Below are 15,642 nucleotides of genomic sequence, written 5' to 3' on the forward strand. Positions count from 1 at the left end.
AACGAGAAAGCGTCAGCGCGCCAACGTCGCCCCCCGAGCCGCAGGGCTGTGGGCCACCATGCTGACCACGCTGCCGACCATGATCAGGCAAGGCGATGGCAGCGGCTGGTCCCTCAATTGATCTGGCATGCTCGCCAGGGTGCCGGTCAGCGATTGCTGGTCGGGCTGGCTGGCATTGGCGACCAGCATGATGGGCCAGGTGTCTGGCAGTCCTGCCTGGCGCAAGCCATGGCAAATGGCCTCCACCTTGGATAACCCCATATAGAACACCAGCGTTTCATCCTGACGGGCCAGCGCTGCCCAGTCCGGAGTGCCGCCTTCTCGGCACAGCTGCGCGGTAATGAATCGCAGTTGCTGGGCATGGCTGCGGTCGGTCAAAGGAATTCCCATCCCTGCCGCGGCTGCCGACGCGGCGGTAATGCCCGGTACGATGTGTGCCGATAACGAGGCTTGCGCCAGCGCTGCCAGCTCTTCGCCCATGCGCCCGAACACGCCCGGGTCACCGCCTTTCAGGCGCACCACCGACTTGCCCGCCAGGGCCAGTGACACCAGCAAATGGCCGATATCGGCCTGTGGCACGCTGTGGTGGCCTCGGGCTTTCCCGACGTAGTAGCGCTCGGTGCCGGGGGGAATCAGCGCCAGCACGTCATCCCCGACCAGACGGTCGTAGACCACGGCATCAGCCTGCATCAATAACCGTGCTGCCTTCAGCGTCAACAGCTCGACGTCCCCGCTGCCAGCGCCCACCAGGTAGACCGTACCTGCCCGGCACTCGCCGCTGAGCGGCAAGCGAATGTTCGCTGTAGCGTCGTCTTGCAGCGGCGCCAAGGCCCGCAGGCCAAAACGCATGAGGGCCTCAGGCCATTTCTGGGTTAACTGCTTGGCGAGTGTGCGCATGTGGCCGCTCCTGTTCGAGTAACGCGTTTAATTCAGGGATACAGCTCCCGCACTGGGTGCCGCAGGCCAGCCGTGCGCCCAGCGCCTCGAGGCTGGTATCCCCTTGATGAATAGCCTTGACGATACTGGCCTGCCCCACCTGATGGCAGCTACACACCACCGGGCCAGCATCCACTGCGCCATCGTCACAACCGGCCAGCAGGCGTCGCCGCTGAGCCTTGGAGAGTGCCGCATCGGTGAACCGTTCAGCCAACCAGGCAAGCCCTGGCAGCTCGTCAGGCGGCCCGACCATCAGCCACCAGCGCAGCTGCCCGTCGATCACGCTGGCTGCTCGCAAGCGCCCGGTTGCAGCGTCTTCACACCATAGCGAGGCCGGGGTTCCACACCAGTGGGCGAGCGTGGCCAGCCAATCCTCCCTCGGCTGGCAGCCCGCCAGTTGCCAGCGAGTACAGCCTGGCAAGGGAATACGCGCCCAATAATCGCTGTCGCACCACGCGGGCGACTCGTCTGCCTGGGCCACCAGCAAGGTGGCCTGCCAGGCGATGGGTAACCGACGCAGGGCCACGGCGCCCTGCTTGGATTCTGGCTGGCCCGAGACCGGGTCGGTGATGCCTTGCAGCAAGGCGCCACTGCGCCCCTGGCCCGTAAAGCAGTCGGTCCAGTGCATGGGCACGAACACTTCCCCACGGCGCTGCCCGTGGGCAAGGCGCACACGCCCCCGATACTCCCCCGTGGCCGCGCTCAACTGAGCCAGCGACTGCGCTTCGAGCCCATGCTCGGCAGCGTCCTCGGGATGCAGCTCGATGAAGGGTTCGGCGCGATGGTTCATCAAGCGAGGCGCACGGGCTGTGCGGGTCATGGTGTGCCACTGGTCGCGCACGCGGCCGGTGTTGAGGCGCAGCGGGTAGCGCTCGCAAAGCGCCTGCTGGGGCAAACGCGGATCGATCGGCAGCAGCCGTGCACGACCGTTGGGCGTGGCAAACTGGCCATCCACGAACAGCCGCGGCGTGCCGTGGGGCGCTTGCCGAGTGACCGGCCACTGAATGGGGGCCAGCGCATCATACGCCGCCTGGCCCAGGCCGCTCAGGCCTGAGATGTCGAACAGCCGCGCAGAGGCACCGCTATTTTCATAGCCGGAAAGCCGCGCATGCTCATCGAAGATTTCCCAGGGGTGGGCATAATCGAACGCTTCTGCGAACCCCAACCGTTTGGCCACCTCGCAGATGATCCACCAGTCGTGTTGAGCTTCGCCCGGCGGAGGTAGCATTCCCCGCTGGCGGGAAATGCGCCGCTCGGAGTTGGTGACCGTGCCATCCTTTTCCGACCAACCCGACGCGGGCAGCACGATATCGGCAAAGGGCAGCAGGTCGGTATGGGCCACACACTCCGAAACGATGACCAGCGGGCACTTGGCCAGGGCGCGACGCACCTGTTCACCGTTCGGCAGACTCACTGCCGGGTTGGTGGCCATGATCCACAGCGCTGTGACGTCGCCTCGCTCGATGGCCTCGAACAGCTCCACCGCCTTGTGGCCCGGCCCGTCAGGCAACGAAGCTGACAGGTGCTCCGTGGACCAGAAGCGGCTGACACGCTGGCGTGCCCCGGGCGTGTGGTAATCCATATGCGCCGCCAGCTGGTTCGCCAACCCGCCCACTTCGCGCCCGCCCATGGCATTGGGCTGGCCCGTGATCGAAAAGGGCCCGGCCCCCGGCAGGCCAATCTTGCCGCCCGCCAGGTGGCAATTGATGATCGCATTGCACTTGTCGGTACCACTGGAGGATTGGTTGACGCCCTGAGAGTACAGGGTGACCACATGCAGCTGGCTGGCAAACCAGTAGTAGAAGGTCTCCAGCCGCTCTTCATCGACGTCGCAGGCCTTCGCGACCGCTTGCAGGCTACCGGCGCTCTGCTGGGCGGCGGCCAGCGCCTGCTCGATCCCTTCGGTGTGCCGCTGCAAATAGACGTCGTCCAGCTTCTGCTGGGCCGCCATCCAGGCCAGCAACCCGTTGAACAGAAAGGCGTCGCTGCCTGGCGCGATGCCCAGGTACAGATCGGCGATATCACAGGTGTCCGTGACTCGCGGGTCCACCACCACCACGCGCATCAGTGGATTACGCTCCTTGGCGACTTTCAGGCGCTGATACAGCACAGGGTGATTCCAGGCCAGATTGGAGCCCACCAGCACCACCAGCTCGGCCTCTTCCAGGTCTTCATACTGGCAGGGCACGGCATCCGCCCCGAAGGCACGCTTGTAGCCCGCCACGGCCGACGCCATGCATAGCCGTGAGTTGGTATCCAGATGCGGGGTGCCGAGGAAGCCTTTGAACAGCTTGTTGGCGACATAGTAGTCTTCGGTCAGCAGCTGTCCTGACAGGTAGGCCGCCACGCAGCCATTGCCATGGGCACTGCGCTGGGCCTGCAGCCGCTCGGCCGTGGCGGTCAATGCCTGCTCCCAACTCACCTCACGGCCATCGACCCGAGGGCGCAGCAGTCGCCCATGGTGGCCCAGGGTTTCATGCAGCGCCGTGCCCTTGACGCATAACCGGCCATGGTTGGCAGGGTGCCCGCGATCCCCTTCTACCGCCGCAACGCGGCCGTTTTCCAGGGTAGCCGTCACTCCGCAGCCCACGCCACAGTAGGGGCAGGTGGTGTTGACCTGAGCGGTCGTTGGCATGGCATTTCCTCCCGCGCTAAAAAGCAAAAAGCGCCCAAGCCAGCCTCTCTCAAGAGGCTTGCCTGGACGCCGTTGTCACAGGGGCACGTCACGTGCCGTACTCATCAGTGGTTTGCTGCGTTTAGCGTTATTCGACGCGATTAGTCATTGTGCTGATTATGGGCAAATATGCTGCAATGAGCCGTTGTTGGTTGTTACCTGGGGTACTGCAAGTATTGGCCCTATATTCCAAAAAACTCATAAATATCAGCAAAAACATAAACCTAAAGAAACCGCCTCTCACATACTGCGCCTTCACAACACGCCAGCGAGCCTTTCGCTGGTGCAGGATCACCCCAAGAGGCACCAAACCAGTGCAGGCATGGCCCGCTCCACGGCTACTTCTGTTTCTTTTGATACCCTCAAACAATTGATTTTAAAAAACTATACTGCTCCAGCCATCGGCTGGCAGATTTTTTGCTGCTGCTAGTCATACGAGTTTACATCGCGCAGCCAATGGCGGTTGCGGCATGTAACTGAATCTGCCCATGGGCAACGACGCCCCTGACACCCTTCCTCGTGAAGGTCGTGTCAGGGGCGTTTTTTATTCACAGGAGCCACCATGGAAACGGTCTCTCGATGCACACCCAACGCGCATCTGGTGGTCATTGGCAACGGCATGGCCAGCCATCGACTGGTCGAAACGCTGCTGCGTCACCCGTCGCGCCCAACACGCATCACCGTGATCGGCGAGGAGCCGGTGCCTGCCTACAACCGCATTCTGCTGTCACCTCGGTTAGCCGGTGAACTGGAGCAGCAGGCCCTGACCTTGCAAGACCCAGAGGCCCTTGCCCGGCAAGGCGTGACCCTGCGCCTTGGCCAGCGTGTTGCGCAGATCGACCGTCAACGTCAGCGGGTCATCACTCACTCGGGGGATGCACTCTCTTATGACCGCCTGGTGATAGCCACCGGCTCCCGCTCGGCCATGCCCGACCTGCCGGGGGTCGCCCTGCGCGGCGTGCACGGTTTTCGCACCCTCGAGGACGTGGCCACCCTGGAAACCATTGCCCAGCGCGGTGGCCACGTGGTGGTGGTGGGCGGCGGCCTGCTGGGCCTGGAAGCCGCCGACGGCCTGCGCAAGCGCGGCGGCCCGGCACTGCGTGTCAGCCTGCTGCAGCGCAGTGCACGGCTGATGAACCGCCAACTGGATACCACCGCCGCCAAATTGCTGGAAGCCACCCTGCAGGAACGAGGCATGACCTTTCATACCGGCGTGACGCTGACCGGCCTGCAAGATGACGGCCAGGGCCAGGTCTGTGCCGTGACGCTGGCCGACGGGCGCCGGTTACCCACCGATCACGTCATCATGGCGGCGGGGGTTTGCCCCAACAGCGCCCTTGGCCAGCAGGCGGGGCTCGCCTGCGAGCGGGCCATCCTCGTCGATGGCCACCTAACCACTTCCGACCCGAACATCTTTGCGCTGGGCGAGTGCTGCCAGTTCGAACAACATACGTACGGCCTGGTGGAACCGATCTGGCGGCAGGTCGAGGTTTTGGCCGCCGTACTATGCGGCGAAACGCCAGCCCATTATGCAGAAACCCCCACGGCCACCAAGCTGAAGGTCAGCGGTGTGCAGCTCTACGCGTTCGGGCCCACCGAGGCGGAACCACACCACGACACGCTGCACTACCTGGATCCTGAAAACGGCGACTACTGCCGCCTGCTGATGCATCAGGGACGCCTGGAGGGCGCCATTTTATACGGTGATACCCGGCACGGGCCCTGGTACTTCGAACAGGCGCTGGCCGCCACCGATCTCACTGCATGCCGCCACCTGCTGCTGTTTGGCGCAGCGGATGCCCAGGCCGTGCTGGCATCCCACGCATCTTCTTCATTCTCACACCGCGAGGCGGCTTAGCCATGTCTACTCAACATCCCCCACAGAAACTGATCATCGTCGGTAATGGCATGGTCGGTCACCATGTCGTCGAGCAGCTCGTCGACAGCGGTGCGCTGGCCACCTTCGAGGTGACGATCTTTGGCGAAGAGCGCCACCGTGCCTACGACCGGGTTCACCTTTCCGAGTACTTCAGCGGCCGAGATGCGCAGTCCCTCGCCCTGTGCGATGCCGATTATTACGCCACTCACGGCATTACCTTGCGCAGCGGCGAAGCCGTCACCGCCATCGACCGCGAGCAGCAAACGGTGCGCACCGCCCAGGGCGCCTACCCTTATGACCAGCTGATCCTGGCCACCGGCTCGTTTCCCTTCGTCCCCCCCATTCCCGGCAACGATCAGCCCGGCTGCCTGGTCTACCGTACTCTGGATGATCTGGACGCCATTCGCGCCGCCGCCCAGGACGCCACCAATGGCGTAGTGGTGGGCGGCGGCCTGCTGGGCCTGGAGGCCGCCAACGCGCTGCGCGGCCTGAATCTGGACACCGCCGTGGTGGAGTTTGCGCCCCGCCTGATGCCCATGCAGGTCGATAGCGAAGGCGGCGAGCTGCTGCGTGAAAAAATCGAGGCACTGGGGGTTCAGGTACTCACCGAACGGGCCACGCAGCGCATCGAGCCCGGCGACACCAGCCGCCTGCGCATGGTGTTTCAGGATGACAAGGTGCTGGAAACCGACATCATCGTCTTCTCGGCCGGTATTCGCCCCCAGGATACGCTGGCCCGTGAGTGCGGCCTGCGTATCGGGGAGCGCGGCGGCGTGGTGATCGATGACCAGTGCCGCACCAGCGATCCCAACATTCTCGCCGTTGGCGAGGTGGCGCTGTGGAACCAGAGTATTTTTGGCCTCGTGGCGCCGGGCTACCAAATGGCCAAAACGGCGGTCTCGACGCTGACAGGCGGGGACGCCTGCTTTGGGGGCGCCGACATGAGCACCAAGCTCAAGCTGTTGGGCGTGGATGTCGGCTCTATCGGCGATGCCCACGGCACCCAGAATCCGGGAGCCCGCATGTTCCGCTACCTGGATCCCCTCACCCAGGTCTACCGCAAGCTGGTGGTCAGCAGCGATGGCAAGAAGCTGCTGGGGGCGATGCTGGTAGGCGATAACAGCGTGTACGACACCTTGCTGCAGTATTACGCCAACGGCATCCCGCTGCCCAAAGAGCCCGCTGCGCTGATTCTTCCTCAGCAAAGCGGCGCTGCCCCGGTACTTGGCCCGGATGCGCTGCCGGAAACGGCGATGATCTGCTCTTGCCATAACGTCACCAAAGGCCGTATTTGCAGCGCCATCGACGAGGGTGCCAGCGACCTGGCCAGCGTGAAAGGGGCCACCAAGGCCAGCACGGGCTGTGGCGGCTGCACTTCCCTGCTGAAAAGTGTCGTGGACCACGAGCTGACCGCCCGCGGTGTCGAGGTAGACACCTCGATCTGCGAACACTTCGCCCACACGCGCCAGGAGCTTTACGACCTCGTGCGCGTGGAAGGCATCAAGACGTTCAGCGAGCTGATGGCAAGGCACGGTAACGCCGATACCCACGGGTTGGGCTGCGACATATGCAAACCCGCCGTGGCGTCGATCCTCGCGTCCTGCTTCAACGAACCGATTACCGATGCCGCCCACGTGCCACTGCAGGACACCAACGACACCTTCATGGCCAATATGCAGAAAAACGGCACCTACTCGGTGGTGCCACGCATTGCGGGCGGGGAAATCACGCCTGACAAGCTGGTGGTATTGGGTCAAGTGGCCCAGAAATATCAGCTCTATACCAAAATTACCGGCGGCCAGCGTATCGACCTGTTCGGCGCCCGCCTGGAGGACCTGCCCGCCATCTGGGGTGAACTGATCGAAGCAGGGTTCGAGACCGGCCACGCGTACGGCAAATCCCTGCGCACCGTGAAGTCTTGCGTGGGCAGCACCTGGTGCCGCTACGGCGTTCAGGACAGCGTTGGCATGGCGATTCAGCTGGAGAACCGCTACAAGGGCCTGCGCGCGCCGCACAAGATCAAGTTCGGCGTCTCCGGCTGCACTCGGGAGTGTGCGGAAGCCCAGAGCAAGGACATCGGTATCATCGCCACCGAAAACGGCTGGAACCTCTACGTGTGCGGCAACGGCGGCATGCGCCCACGCCACGCGGAACTCTTCGCCACGGACCTGGATGACGAACAGCTCTACCGCACCATCGACCGCTTGCTGATGTTCTACGTCCGCACGGCCGACCGTTTGCAGCGCACTTCGGTATGGCGTGAAAACCTGGAGGGCGGGCTGGACTATCTGAAAGACGTGATTCTGGAAGACAGCCTCGGCATCGGTGCTGAGCTGGAGCGCCAGATGCAGCATGTGGTGGATAGCTACCAGTGCGAGTGGGCCAACGCCATCAGCGACCCGGAAAAACTCAAGCGCTTCCGCAGCTTCGTCAACGACCAGCGCCCCGACCCGTCGATCATCATGACTTCCGAGCGTGGCCAGCTGCGCCCCGTATAACTTCGCCCATCCGCCACGAGAATCGCCATGACCGCGACTGCACAGCACACAATGTCGAGTCCAGACACCATGTCGAGTACAGACACCAGCACTGATATAAGCACCACTGCCAGCGCGAATACCTGGCAGCCCTTGTGCACCAGGGCCGACCTGGTCGCTTTTTCAGGCGTGGCCGCCTGGCTGGATACACCGGAAGGCCCCGCCCAGGTGGCGCTTTTCTACGTACCCGGCCACGAGCACGAACTCTACGCCCTGGACCACCGCGACCCCTTCTCAGGCGCCTATGTCATCGCCCGAGGTATCGTCGGCGACCTGCAGGGCAAGCCCGTCGTGGCCTCCCCGCTGTATAAACAGCACTTCTGCCTGGAGAATGGCCTGTGCGTGGAAGATGACACCATCAGGCTGCGTACCTGGCAGGTACGCTTCCAGGGGGAGGAGGTGTGGATAAAGGGGTAAGGTGAGCCACACGCTTCACCAACGGCGGCAAAACACTTGGCAATCCCGAGGGCTGCCCAATACGGTCGAGTAGGCCGCCAAACGCAGTTCCGCACGGAAACCCGCCTTCTCCAGCACCCGCCTGGAGGCCGCGTTCTCCTCCGCCACGATGGCCTCCAGGCGGGTGATGCCATACAGGCAGCGGGCATCCTCGATCAGGCGGTGGAGCGCTTTATGGGCAAGCCCCTGTCCGCAGGCCGCTTGCGCAATGCGATACCCGACGCGGGCTTGGCCGTTGTCGATATCACGCAGGTTTGCACGGCCCACGATTCTGCCGCGCCAACGGACGATCAAGGGGCTCATCCGCCGCTGAGCATGGAGCGCCAGACACTCGACGATGTGCTGAGCCACGCCTTGCGGCGTGTAAAAGCGCTCTGGACGCGCTTCGATGTGCTGCTCGAACCAGACGCGCTCGGCTAGCTCGAAGTGCAGCAGGTCAACGCTGTCTTCAGGGCACATCAAATCAAAGGCCAAATCCTTGGCATGCTGCATGGGTATCACCTTCCTTGGGGCCTCTGAGGGCAATTCCAAAAGAAATCGCTGACATTGCCTGCCATCCTGTTGCTATGCTTGCCAGCCTCTTGATTAGGTAGGCATGGGAGCCATCAGTTCATGAAAACAGAAGCCTCGACCCTGGCTTTTTCCGCCTTCATGGCCCTCTTGATCGGCTGTGCGGGCATCATCGCCACGCTGGCCTCGAATTCTCAAGCCATTCTGTTGGACGGCCTGTTCAACCTTATCTACTTTAGCGTAGCGCTGGTGACCATCAAGGTCAGCAAACTCGCCAGCCGTCCGGACAGCGAATCGTACCCGTTCGGCTACAGCTACTTCGAGTCATTGGTTAATCTATGCAAAGGTTTGCTGATTCTGGGCGTTTCCATCTTTGCCCTGGTCGATGCGGTGGCAGCACTGCTGACCGGGGGACGCGCCATTTCAGCAGGGCTGGCGGTTCTGTATGCCCTGTTTGCCACCGCGGCGTGCTCTTTGACGGCCTGGGTCATGCACCGCAGTCAAAAGCGTGTCAGCAGCCCGCTGGTGGCCGCCGACAAGCTCAACTGGGTGGTCAACAGCGTGATTTCAGGCGCCGTATTGGCTGCCTTTTGCCTGGTTCTGGTATTTGACACCTTGGGTTGGCAAACCCTGCTCCCATATGTGGATTCGGTGCTGGTCATTGCCGTTGTGGTGCTTTGCCTGGGCGTGCCGGTACGCATGGCCTCACAAGCGCTGGCCGAGCTACTGAACAAGACACCCGAGGAAAGCGTTGCCGCCCCCGTGCGCCAGGCGGTGGCCCGTGGCCTGGCAGACGTGGATACCGAGGAGGTTCGCGTGCGGATGGTACGCCCAGGTCGATTGCTGTACGTGATCGTGCACGTGGTGCTGCCAGAGCACCTGCCCAACCTGTCCTTGAAAGCGCAGGATGCCCTGCGCCAGCGCATCGACCAGGAGGTGCGTCAGCACTACTCCCCGGTGGTCTGCGATGTGGTCTTTACTTCCGATCACCGCTGGGCGGCGCCCTCCTGCGGCATGCTGATAGAAAAAGCGCGTTGAAGCACTCGCTCCATACCATGAAAGGCACCCGAGGGTGCCTTTCATGTGCTTCTTCACTGTTTTAGCTTATCCGTATCAGGATTCGGGTTCGATGCGATACAGGCCGCCATCTTCCTCGTCGGTCAGCACGTAGAGGTAGCCGTCCGGCCCCTGACGCACATCGCGAATACGGCCCAGGGTATCTGCCAGCAATACTTCTTCATGGGTGACTTCGTTGTTGTCGTCCAGCACCAGCCGGTGCAGCTGCTCACGCTTGAGCGACCCTACGAACAGGCTGTTCTGCCACTCAGTGACGCCATCGGCGGTATAGAACACCATGCCGGAAGGCGCCATCGACTCTTCCCACACGTGGGTGGGCGCGGTCACACCGGGCGCTTCGGTGCCCAGGCCGATATGGGCATCGGTCGTATATTCGGTGCCGAAGGCCACCATGGGCCAGCCGTAGTTGGCGCCCGCTTCGACACGATAGAGCAAATCGCCACCGTTCGGCCCATGGTCTACCGCCCATAGCTCGCCCGTCTCAGGGTGCAGAGTGAGCCCCTGATTGTTGCGGTGGCCATAGGAGTAGATTTCAGGACGCAGGTTGCCGGGCTCGACCCCGATGAAGGGGTTGTCCGGGTGGGCGCCACCCTCTTCAAGCAGGCGGATCATCTTGCCGCCCGGGTTGGTCAGGTCTTGCGGCAGGTTCTGCACGTTGCGGTCGCCGATGGGGAAGATGATCTCGCCGTTGCCCGGAAACGCGATGCGCGAACCATAGTGAGCGCCCGGATGGGTGCGCGGTACTTGGGTATAGAGGGTTTCGAGATCGACCAGCTCGGCGCTGTCCGCATCGATACGCGCTCGGGCCACCGCCAAGCCGGTGCCGTAATCCGGCTCGTAGGTACTGAAGGCGCGGGGGTCACCCGGGCTGGAGAAGGTAAAATAGACCCAGCCATTCTCGTCATAATCAGGATGCACGGCCACGTCCAGCAAGCCGCCTTGATTGCCGCCCTCCGTGGCAGACTCCTCGTCCTCGTCGATGTCCGTCTTGGGCAAGTTACCCAGCTCGGTCACGCTGTCGCCATCGACCAGGTGCAGGCGTCCGGGACGCTCCGTCACCAGCATCCGTCCATCCGGCAGCCATGCCACCGCCCAAGGATGCTCCAGCCCACTCAACACCTGCGTGATGGTGAAGCGGGTCTCTTCACTTTCTACGCCACTGGCGACTTCTTCATTGACCGCGCGGACATCGGCGTGAAGGGCGCTCGCGCTGCCCAGCAGCGCAAATGCGGCCGTCCAATGGGGTAGTTTGCCAACGGAAAGCGGAAATCGTCCCTGAGTCTTCATGCGGTGCTCCTTGCTTGAACCAAAAAAAGTTAAACATTAGCGTTATCACCGGTTCAGCCTAGAAGACCTTGGTAGAGGCAGCAACAATAGTTAGCAAGCGAATCTAAGAAGCACTATCCGCTATCGTGACCACCCACGCTGGCCGAAAAAGCGCCGGCAAAAACTCGTCGGGGTAACCGCCCGGATTGGCGATCACCCGCGTACCGGCGCACATCGTGTCTACTGGCTCATGCACATGCCCATGAATCCACAGATCCATCTTTCCCATCAGATGGGGAAGGTGGGAGGCAAAGGCAGGAGAGAGCGCATCCCCGAGATAGCGCTCTGGAATGCAGCGATGCAGAGGCGCGTGATGGCTAATGACTACGCGGCGCCCTTCAAAGGGTATGGCAAGCTCTTTCTCCAACCATGCCACAGCAGCAGCGTGCAACCGCTGACTGGCCTGGGGGGTGAACACCTCCTCTTCATCAAGCGTGATCACGCTAAAATCTGGCATATAGCGCTGAGCCTTGGTGTACGTCTCATGGGGGTCACGGGTAGGGTCATCGGCGTAAAGCGCAAAATCTGTCCATAATGTCGTGCCGTAAAAACGTACGCCGCCCAAGTCGACACTGCGGTTATCCAGCAGCTCGATACCCTGGTTAGCTGCCTCTACCACAAGCGCTTCTCTCAACGTCGGCATGCAGGTGCCATAAAATTCATGGTTACCCGGTACGTACAAAATGGGGAGGTCAGGAAACTGACTTCTGGCCCATGCAAGCCCTTCGGTATGACGATGAATATCGCCCGCCAACACCACTATGTCGGCCGCTACCTCCGGCAGTTCGCGCTGCCCTGCAAAGTGCTCCAGGTGTAAATCTGACAAGACTCTCAAGCGCATCCGTCTGCTCCTTTGTTGAATGCTCGCTCACGCATTCGTAACGCTTACTTCAAGCGTCAGGCGGGTGACAAACTCCTCGACCAAGGCCACTACCGTGGATTCTGCCTCACGATGGGGAACGTGGCCGACGCCTGGCAGGATGTCACAGTGGGCTGGGCCGTGGGTGTAGCGCGCAATGCGTTCTGGCTGGCGGTGGGAGCCATATTCGTCTCGCTCGCCGTGCAGTACCAAGGTGGGGCACAGCACGCGCTCGAGTGCGGGCACCAGCGTCCACTCTGCAAAGTCGGGGTGCAGCCATGTGTCGATCCAGGCATTGAGCACCCAGCGCGCGTTGTCGCCATGGTACTTGGCTAGCCTGGCAAACTGGTCGGGCTGTTGAAACGCTTCCTTGGCCGCTTCGATACCCTGACGAGTGCGCGGTTCGTTGAACGCCTGCGCGGCGATCGTGATCAAGCCTCGGCAACGCTCCGGCTGTTGGCCTGCACAGTGAACGGCCATGCAGCCTCCTACGCTGTGCCCCAGGGCGATGAAATGGGTGATTGCCAGCGCCTCCAGCAGTGCTGCAACCGCTTGCCGGTATTCGTCCTCGATGAAGTTATGGGGCGGTTTCGCCAATCGAGCGCCAGAACGCCCGAAGCCCGCACGGTCGTAGGCAACGACTGGGTGCTGCGTGGCCTGGCAAAGGGCGGCGGGAAAGCTGCGCCATAGCTCCACACAGCCCAGCGAGTCGTGAAACAGCAGAATCGGCACCGCCGAGCGTGCATGGCGCGGCTGCCAGGTGCGGGTAAACAGACGACCGCTGGGGGTATCTACCCAGCGGTCATGAACGGTCACTGCATCCGAGTGTGAGGTCATGGCATGGCTCTTTGTGTTGTCAGTGTTGTGTGAGCTGCTGACAACATAGCATGCCACTGCCGCGCTAGCGCTTCAGGAAATTGCTTTTGACCAGATGCACCACGTCATCCATCCGTCCGCTCAACACCGCCTTGGCCGAGTACAGCGCGGTCGAGGCGACCTGCCCTGCTTCTACCTTGGGCGGCATGACTAGCTCCATGGGGTTGACCACGACGTCCAGCAGCGCGGGGCCAGGTTGAGCCAGCCACTGGCTGATGGCCACGTCCAGCTCCGACTGCTGCTCTACCCGGCGCCCCCACAGCCCCATGGCCTTGGCTACTTCTCCAAAGTCGGGGTTCTGCAGCTCTGTGTAGCTATCCAACAGCCCCTCCACTTTCTGCTCCAGCTCCACGAAGCTCAGGGAGCTGTTGTTGTACACCACGATCTTGAGCGGGATTCGTTGCTGGACCAGGGTCAGTAAATCACCCATGAGCATCGTCAGGCCACCATCGCCACACATGGCAATCACCTGGCGATGGGGGTAGGCCAACTGAATCCCCAAGGCCTGCGGGTAAGCGTTCGCCATGGTGCCATGCTGAAGGCTGGAGTGGGTGCGGCGGCCCTCCAGGGCACGGATATGGCGCAGCATCCACACGTTGACACTGCCGGTGTCTGCGGTCAGCACGGCATTGTCGGCCGCGTGCCGGTCGATGGCCAGGGTCAGCTCTTGTGGGTGGATCGTATCGTTATCCCTGGTTTGATGAGCCGACTTTTCCAGCGACTTGGCATAGCGCTTGCGGCATTTTTCCAGCCACCGGGTGTGCGTATTGGGTTGCACCACCTGGCACAGCGCTTCACAGGTGTCCCGAGTGCTGCCGACGATGCCCACATCCACCGGGTAACGTTTGCCTATCTGGGCGGGGTCCACATCTACCTGAAGAATACAGGCGCGCTCCGGGTAGAACTGGCTGAAGGCAAAATTGCATCCCAGCAGCAACAGCGTGTCGCACTCCGCGACGGCATGGTAGCCCCCTTCCAGGCCATACACCCCGGTCATGCCTACCTGGTAAGGGTTGTCGTACTCCATGAAGTCCTTGGCACGGGAGGTCCAGGCAATCGGCGCCTGGAGCTTTTCTGCCAGCGCCATGACCTGCTCGCGGGCGTCTTCACAGCCTGCGCCTGCAAAGATGGTGATATTGCCCCCCTTGTTGAGCTGCTCGACGGCGGGCACCAGCGCCTCGGCACTGGGGCGCACGGAGTAGCTGAAGCGGTGGGTACGGTAGCCCAGGGTGCTGTCGGGCGTTTGCGTCATGATATCGCCGGGCACGATCAACACCGCCACCCCACGTTTGGTAAGGGCGGCCTGGGCCGCCAAGGCAGCCATGCGGCGCGCCTGCTCCGGCGATACCACGGTTTCACAAAACACGCTGTACTGCTGAAAAATGGCGCTCTGATCGACTTCCTGAGGAAACTGGCTACCGGCTTCACCCAGCGCTATTTGCGAGGCAATCAGTACCACGGGGGAGCCATTACGGTGGGCATCGAACAGGCCGTTGACAAAGTGCAGGCTGCCAGGCCCACAGGAACCGGCACATAGCGCCAGCTCCTGAGTGATATAAGCCTCTCCTCCTGCTGCAAAGCCGCCTGCTTCCTCATGGCGAACGCCTATCCACTCGATATCGCTCTGCCGGAGGGCATCGGTAAAGTGATTCAGCGTATCCCCTACCACGCCATAACAACGTTTGGCACCGGCGTCTTGCAGTGTTTCGACAATGATTTCAGCTACATTTGCGCTCATTTGCGACTCCTTTCGCGACGATTACGTTCAAACAACACCTTCAGCCTAGCTGCTGTGACGTGGCTTTGCAGGACGGGGTGGTCTGGAAAGCAATGCTGCATCGCAGCAAAAACCGTCTATACTGATCAAGCGGTATCCCAAAAGGAGTACGCAATGACACTATCTGTGGATCGCACGAACGAGGATACGGAAGTAGTCAACTTCTGGTGCCAGCACGCACAGTGGCAGCAGGCCGCCAATGACGCCATCAGCGCCTACGTCGATCAGCATCCGTCTGATCAGTAGCGCCGGGCATACCGGCCATAGTGGCTGTTTCTGTATTTCTCCCCTCCCTTAGACGAAAAGATAACACCTCAAGCCGGCATCCTCTGCCGGCTGCTTTTCTTTATGAAAACCTTTTCCATTCAATAAAATAGGTGCATTTTCGATTCAAATGTAAGCAATCGCTTACAGGTTATGGCAAAACACCTACATCCTTTGGACTAGCCAGCTTGTTCAAAAGCGCATAATATTCATATCACAGCTAACTTGCTGCAACGCACAACGCAGGCTGTGTATAACAAAAAACGATTCATCAACCTCTGCTCCAGGAGTGAGTACCATGCCGACCACCCTTAGCCAATCCAACCCTGATGTCATGGAAGTATGGGCAAAACGTGCACTGCAACAGCGTGCTGCCTTCGACGCATTGGCCGACTACATGCGCCAGCAATAAACCTTGCCATACGGTTCCCCAAAACGCTCCGCCAGTGCGTATATATAGATACGTCACGC

Annotated in this window: 13 protein-coding genes; 6 read left to right on the forward strand and 7 right to left on the reverse strand. The window is 61.6% G+C overall.

The window, feature by feature from the left end; all coding sequences use genetic code 11:
• Nucleotides 1-12 precede the first annotated feature (12 nt).
• Nucleotides 13-897 carry a uroporphyrinogen-III C-methyltransferase gene (cobA, locus tag FEU76_RS08030; RefSeq protein WP_144981946.1) on the reverse strand — a complete coding sequence of 295 codons (885 nt, stop codon included), beginning with the start codon at nucleotides 895-897 and terminating at the stop codon, nucleotides 13-15.
• Nucleotides 857-3,571, reverse strand: coding sequence for a nitrate reductase (locus FEU76_RS08035; RefSeq protein ID WP_144981949.1), 2,715 nt, complete (start codon nucleotides 3,569-3,571; stop codon nucleotides 857-859). Before FEU76_RS08035 ends, cobA begins: the two co-directional genes overlap by 41 nt.
• On the opposite strand from FEU76_RS08035, the gene FEU76_RS08040 reads away from it, so the two are divergent.
• From FEU76_RS08040 to nirD, 4 genes are all read left to right on the forward strand, one after another.
• Nucleotides 3,570-4,040 (forward strand): hypothetical protein, encoded by a 471-nt coding sequence (locus tag FEU76_RS08040; RefSeq protein ID WP_144981951.1) that lies wholly within the window; start codon nucleotides 3,570-3,572, stop codon nucleotides 4,038-4,040. The two genes, FEU76_RS08035 and FEU76_RS08040, sit on opposite strands and share 2 nt — an antisense overlap.
• Before the next feature lie 132 nt (nucleotides 4,041-4,172).
• Nucleotides 4,173-5,468, forward strand: a complete 1,296-nt coding sequence (locus FEU76_RS08045) for an NAD(P)/FAD-dependent oxidoreductase (RefSeq protein WP_144981954.1) — start codon at nucleotides 4,173-4,175, stop codon at nucleotides 5,466-5,468.
• Nucleotides 5,469-5,470: 2 nt separating this feature from the next.
• Complete coding sequence (gene nirB, locus FEU76_RS08050) at nucleotides 5,471-7,987, forward strand: nitrite reductase large subunit NirB (RefSeq protein WP_144981957.1); 2,517 nt, start codon at nucleotides 5,471-5,473, stop codon at nucleotides 7,985-7,987.
• A gap of 69 nt (nucleotides 7,988-8,056) precedes the next feature.
• The gene (gene nirD / locus FEU76_RS08055) at nucleotides 8,057-8,443 is read left to right on the forward strand and encodes a nitrite reductase small subunit NirD (protein WP_144981960.1); all 387 of its coding nucleotides are present in this window, start codon (nucleotides 8,057-8,059) and stop codon (nucleotides 8,441-8,443) included.
• Nucleotides 8,444-8,458: 15 nt separating this feature from the next.
• Here the strand turns inward: nirD and FEU76_RS08060 are convergent, their stop codons facing one another.
• The gene (locus FEU76_RS08060) at nucleotides 8,459-8,974 is read right to left on the reverse strand and encodes a GNAT family N-acetyltransferase (RefSeq protein WP_144981964.1); all 516 of its coding nucleotides are present in this window, start codon (nucleotides 8,972-8,974) and stop codon (nucleotides 8,459-8,461) included.
• A gap of 120 nt (nucleotides 8,975-9,094) precedes the next feature.
• Here FEU76_RS08060 and FEU76_RS08065 point away from each other — a divergent pair, with 120 nt between their 5' ends.
• The gene (locus FEU76_RS08065) at nucleotides 9,095-10,030 is read left to right on the forward strand and encodes a cation diffusion facilitator family transporter (protein WP_144981967.1); all 936 of its coding nucleotides are present in this window, start codon (nucleotides 9,095-9,097) and stop codon (nucleotides 10,028-10,030) included.
• 75 nt (nucleotides 10,031-10,105) lie between these two features.
• Here FEU76_RS08065 and FEU76_RS08070 read toward each other — a convergent pair whose 3' ends face one another.
• From FEU76_RS08070 to FEU76_RS08085, 4 genes are all read right to left on the reverse strand, one after another.
• Entirely contained in the window at nucleotides 10,106-11,356 is a 1,251-nt protein-coding gene (locus tag FEU76_RS08070) for a PQQ-dependent sugar dehydrogenase (protein ID WP_144981970.1), read from the reverse strand.
• Nucleotides 11,357-11,459: 103 nt separating this feature from the next.
• A complete protein-coding gene (locus FEU76_RS08075) occupies nucleotides 11,460-12,236 on the reverse strand; it encodes a metallophosphoesterase family protein (RefSeq protein ID WP_144981973.1) in 777 nt (258 codons plus the stop codon).
• A 27-nt stretch (nucleotides 12,237-12,263) separates the two neighbouring features.
• On the reverse strand, nucleotides 12,264-13,091 hold the full coding sequence (locus tag FEU76_RS08080; protein ID WP_144981975.1) for an alpha/beta fold hydrolase: 828 nt from the start codon (nucleotides 13,089-13,091) through the stop codon (nucleotides 12,264-12,266).
• Between the two features lie 64 nt (nucleotides 13,092-13,155).
• Nucleotides 13,156-14,868 carry a thiamine pyrophosphate-dependent enzyme gene (locus tag FEU76_RS08085; RefSeq protein WP_144981978.1) on the reverse strand — a complete coding sequence of 571 codons (1,713 nt, stop codon included), beginning with the start codon at nucleotides 14,866-14,868 and terminating at the stop codon, nucleotides 13,156-13,158.
• A 153-nt stretch (nucleotides 14,869-15,021) separates the two neighbouring features.
• Between FEU76_RS08085 and FEU76_RS18720 the strand changes: the two genes are divergently transcribed.
• Nucleotides 15,022-15,153, forward strand: a complete 132-nt coding sequence (locus FEU76_RS18720) for a hypothetical protein (protein WP_260851376.1) — start codon at nucleotides 15,022-15,024, stop codon at nucleotides 15,151-15,153.
• The last annotated feature ends 489 nt before the right edge of the window (nucleotides 15,154-15,642 follow it).

Origin of the sequence: Halomonas sp. C22, assembly GCF_007655045.1 — a bacterium.
In the GTDB taxonomy this organism is placed as follows: Bacteria; Pseudomonadota; Gammaproteobacteria; order Pseudomonadales; family Halomonadaceae; genus Vreelandella; species Vreelandella hamiltonii.

Excerpts from the sequence above, each read along its gene's own strand:
- cobA (WP_144981946.1), bottom strand. The coding sequence starts at position 897 with ATGCGCACACTCGCCAAGCAGTTAACCCAGAAATGGCCTGAGGCCCTC.
- FEU76_RS08040 (WP_144981951.1), top strand. The coding sequence starts at position 3,570 with ATGGCATTTCCTCCCGCGCTAAAAAGCAAAAAGCGCCCAAGCCAGCCT.
- FEU76_RS08035 (WP_144981949.1), bottom strand. The coding sequence starts at position 3,571 with ATGCCAACGACCGCTCAGGTCAACACCACCTGCCCCTACTGTGGCGTG.
- FEU76_RS08045 (WP_144981954.1), top strand. The coding sequence starts at position 4,173 with ATGGAAACGGTCTCTCGATGCACACCCAACGCGCATCTGGTGGTCATT.
- nirB (WP_144981957.1), top strand. The coding sequence starts at position 5,471 with ATGTCTACTCAACATCCCCCACAGAAACTGATCATCGTCGGTAATGGC.
- nirD (WP_144981960.1), top strand. The coding sequence starts at position 8,057 with ATGTCGAGTACAGACACCAGCACTGATATAAGCACCACTGCCAGCGCG.
- FEU76_RS08060 (WP_144981964.1), bottom strand. The coding sequence starts at position 8,974 with ATGCAGCATGCCAAGGATTTGGCCTTTGATTTGATGTGCCCTGAAGAC.
- FEU76_RS08065 (WP_144981967.1), top strand. The coding sequence starts at position 9,095 with ATGAAAACAGAAGCCTCGACCCTGGCTTTTTCCGCCTTCATGGCCCTC.
- FEU76_RS08070 (WP_144981970.1), bottom strand. The coding sequence starts at position 11,356 with ATGAAGACTCAGGGACGATTTCCGCTTTCCGTTGGCAAACTACCCCAT.
- FEU76_RS08075 (WP_144981973.1), bottom strand. The coding sequence starts at position 12,236 with ATGCGCTTGAGAGTCTTGTCAGATTTACACCTGGAGCACTTTGCAGGG.
- FEU76_RS08080 (WP_144981975.1), bottom strand. The coding sequence starts at position 13,091 with ATGACCTCACACTCGGATGCAGTGACCGTTCATGACCGCTGGGTAGAT.
- FEU76_RS08085 (WP_144981978.1), bottom strand. The coding sequence starts at position 14,868 with ATGAGCGCAAATGTAGCTGAAATCATTGTCGAAACACTGCAAGACGCC.
- FEU76_RS18720 (WP_260851376.1), top strand. The coding sequence starts at position 15,022 with ATGACACTATCTGTGGATCGCACGAACGAGGATACGGAAGTAGTCAAC.